General features: G+C 53.3%; 1 protein-coding gene. It reads right to left on the bottom strand.

The window, feature by feature from the left end:
* Nucleotides 1–13: 13 nt before the first annotated feature.
* Nucleotides 14–225 (bottom strand): DUF3847 domain-containing protein (locus LI164_RS15880; RefSeq protein WP_227084477.1); only part of this gene is annotated, 212 nt, incomplete at its 5' end.

Consider the following 225-nt stretch of genomic DNA (forward strand, 5'->3'; position numbering starts at 1 on the left):
TAAAGTGCTATCCTTAGTCACCGCCTTTCTCCTGCCCGGAAATACGGGCGTGGTTCTCTGTGGCAGACCGGATGAAATGCTCCGCCTGCGGCAGATTCAAAATGCTTTCCATGAGGGAATAAAATTCCGCTTCGGATAGCTCCTTTGTCTGTGGTGCAATGCTCTCAATAGCTGCCCCACGGGTAATCAGCCGGTGCGTCCTCTGTTTCCGGGAACCGCTTTCCA

Source organism: Dorea sp. 210702-DFI.3.125 (assembly GCF_020560945.1).
Classification (GTDB): Bacteria; Bacillota; Clostridia; order Lachnospirales; family Lachnospiraceae; genus Dorea; species Dorea formicigenerans.